This is a genomic window from Streptomyces sp. NPDC059524 (assembly GCF_042749255.1).
Taxonomy (GTDB): Bacteria; Actinomycetota; Actinomycetes; order Streptomycetales; family Streptomycetaceae; genus Streptomyces; species Streptomyces xanthii.
This window is the reverse complement of the sequence record NZ_JBHYTK010000308.1, coordinates 1-2766: the sequence shown is the minus strand read 5'-3', so window position 1 is coordinate 2766 and position 2766 is coordinate 1. Positions and strand designations below refer to the sequence as shown.

Sequence of the window (2766 nt, the reverse complement as noted above, 5' to 3'; positions counted from 1 at the left end):
GTCAGGACGCCCGCAGGACGACCGGTTCGGGCTCTGCCCGGACCGGCAGCGGCACGACCGCGGCCAGGGCCCCGTCCGGCTCGGGCCCCGTGGGCACGGGACCCGGCGCCGTCGGCACCGCCGAGCGGGTCAGCAGGACCACGCCCCGGGCCGCGAGCACCGCACCGGCCAGCGCGAGCGCCAGACCGGCGATCCCGCCCTGCAGCCGCTCGCCCAGGAGCGAGAGCCCGATGAGCGCCGCCGCGACCGGGTTCGCCAGCGTCACCATCGCCAGCGGCGCGCCGAGCCCGCCCCGGTACGCGGTCTGCGACAGCAGCAGGCCGCCCGCCGCGAACGCCGCCACCAGCAGCGCCACCACGATCACCCGCGCGTCGAGCGGCGGCCCCGAGCGGTCCGTCGCCGCCACCGTCACGGTCTGCGTCAGCGCGGACGCCACCCCCGAGGCCAGGCCGGACGCCGTGGCGTGCCGCAGCCCGGGCCGGGCGCCGCGCCGGGCCAGGAAGCCGATGAGCGCCGCCGTCGCCCCCGCCACCGCGAGCGCCTCGGGCAGCGCGAGCGTGTCGTCGGGCGCCGGGCCCGTCGCCGTCACCAGCAGCGCCGCCAGACCGGCCAGGGTCAGGGCGGTGCCGCGCCATTCGCCCGCGGTGACCCGCCGCCCCGCGAGCCGGGCGCCCAGCGGCACGGCCGCGACCAGCGTGAGCGCGCCGAGCGGCTGCACCAGGGTCAGCGGTCCGAACTTGAGCGCGGCCACGTGCAGCAGGGCCGCCGAGGCGTTGAGCGACACCGACCACCACCAGGAACCGGTGCCGAGCAGCCGCCACACGCCGGCGCCGGCACCCGTGGTACGGGCCGCGAGCCGCTCCTGGGCCACGGCCGCCGCCGCGTAGGCCACGGCGGAGACGAGCGAGAGGGCGACGGCGAGCAGGGTGGCGCTCATCGGCGGGCTCCTGTCGGGACGGGCGGGGGAGTGGTCGCCGCCGAGGTGGAACCCGCTGTGACCTGGACGGGGATCCGGGCCCGGTCCAGGACCTGGGCGGCGGTCAGGGAGTCGGGCGGGGTGCGGAAAGCGGCGTGCGCGGACCAGGGCGCCGGGGTGCCGGACCCGTGCAGGGGGGCCGGGAACGCCGGGTGGGCCGGGGCGGGCAGCAGGTGGCGGCGCAGGCGCGGCGCGGTGACCGCGGCCGGCATCCGCAGCGCGGCCAGCGCGACCGCGAGCAGCGCCGTGGCCACGAGAGCGTCCAGCCAGTAGTGGTTCGCCGTGCCGACGACCACGAGCAGGGTCAGCAGCGGGTGCAGCAGCCAGAGCCAGCGCCAGCGCGAGCGGGTCGCGGCGATGAGGCCGATCGCGACCATCAGGGCCCAGCCGAAGTGCAGCGAGGGCATGGCCGCGAACTGGTTGGCCATCGTGTCGGTGTCCGGCCGCGCCGCGTAGACCGAGGGCCCGAAGACCTGCGCGGTGTCCACGAGGTGCGCGGCCGGCAGCATCCGGGGCGGGGCCAGCGGGAACGAGAGGTGCAGCACGAGCGCCGCCGCCGTCAGCGCGGCGAGCACGCGGCGTGACCACACGTAGTGGCGCGGGCGGCGCAGGTAGAGGAAGACCAGGAACGCCAGGGTCGCCGGGAAGTGCACGGTCGCGTAGTAGACGTTCGCGGCGTGCACCAGCGCGTCGCTGTCGAGGAGCACGCCCTGGACGCCCCCCTCGCCCGGCAGCCGGAGGGCGCGCTCGAGGCTCCACACACGGTCGGCGTTGTGGAAGGCCTCGGCGGTGTGGCCGTTGGCCAGCTGCCGTCCGAACTTGTAGACGAGGAAGAGTCCTACGACCAGCAGGAGCTCGCGGACCAGGGGCGGTCGGGAAGCGCGAGGGTCCGGCTCCGGTTCGGCAGGCTCGGTAAGGGAAGTCATCCCCCGGCCTCTTTTCGTGACGAATGAGTTGTGCGATACGTCCGCGTACCGATACGCCAGTGTACCGATACGGCGGCGTACCGGTACACTGGCGTATCGATAGCTGATGTGATCTCATCGACATGTCGGCAGCAGAGGCCGCCACCACCGCGAGCGGGCGAGGAGAGCAGAGTCATGACGACGCGAGAACGGGCCACCACCGGCGGACCCACGAGCTCGCGCCGTTCCAAGATCACGCCCGAGCGGGCGCAGGAGCTCTACGACGCGGTCCTCGACCAGCTGCGCGCGCACGGCTACGACGCCTTCACCATGGAGGGCGTCGCCGCCCAGGCCTGTTGCAGCAAGTCCACGCTCTACCGGCAGTGGAAGACGAAGCCGCAGATGGTGGCGGCCGCGCTGCGGGCGGGCCGCTGCGTCAAGTTCTTCTCCGCCGACACCGGATCGCTGGCCGGCGACCTGATCGTGGCCGCGCGCAACGCGGCGGGCCAGGGCAAGCGCGACACCGCGCTGATGCAGGCCCTCGGTCACGCCGCGCTCCAGGACGACGAGCTGAAGGCCGCGCTGCGCGAGGCGCTCGTCGAGCCGGAGCTCGCGTCGATCGCGGAGATGGTCGAGCGGGCCGTGGCGCGCGGCGAGATCGATCCCGGCCACCCGATGCTGCCCTACCTGGGCGCGCAGCTCTTCGGAGTCATGCGCAGCCGCCCCGTCCTGGAAGGACGCGACGCCGACGCGGAATATCTGGTCCGCTTCGTGACGGACGTGCTCGTCCCGGGACTCGGCCTGACCGTTCCGGAACAGGCCACCTGAACGGGAGAGCGCCCGCCCCCGGGGTTAGCCGCCGCGGGGGGGGGCGCGCCCGCGCGG

At 75.2% G+C, this 2766-nt stretch carries 3 protein-coding genes; 1 reads left to right on the top strand and 2 read right to left on the bottom strand.

The features are described 5' to 3' along the window. Nucleotide 1: 1 nt before the first annotated feature. On the bottom strand, nucleotides 2–937 hold the full coding sequence (locus tag ACFW9D_RS38390) for a DMT family transporter (protein ID WP_384630113.1): 936 nt from the start codon (nucleotides 935–937) through the stop codon (nucleotides 2–4). Next, nucleotides 934–1902 (bottom strand): phosphatase PAP2 family protein, encoded by a 969-nt coding sequence (locus tag ACFW9D_RS38385; RefSeq protein ID WP_384630111.1) that lies wholly within the window; start codon nucleotides 1900–1902, stop codon nucleotides 934–936. Before ACFW9D_RS38385 ends, ACFW9D_RS38390 begins: the two co-directional genes overlap by 4 nt. Before the next feature lie 174 nt (nucleotides 1903–2076). Between ACFW9D_RS38385 and ACFW9D_RS38380 the strand changes: the two genes are divergently transcribed. Further along, the gene (locus tag ACFW9D_RS38380) at nucleotides 2077–2709 is read left to right on the top strand and encodes a TetR/AcrR family transcriptional regulator (protein WP_188335906.1); all 633 of its coding nucleotides are present in this window, start codon (nucleotides 2077–2079) and stop codon (nucleotides 2707–2709) included. Nucleotides 2710–2766: the final 57 nt, after the last annotated feature.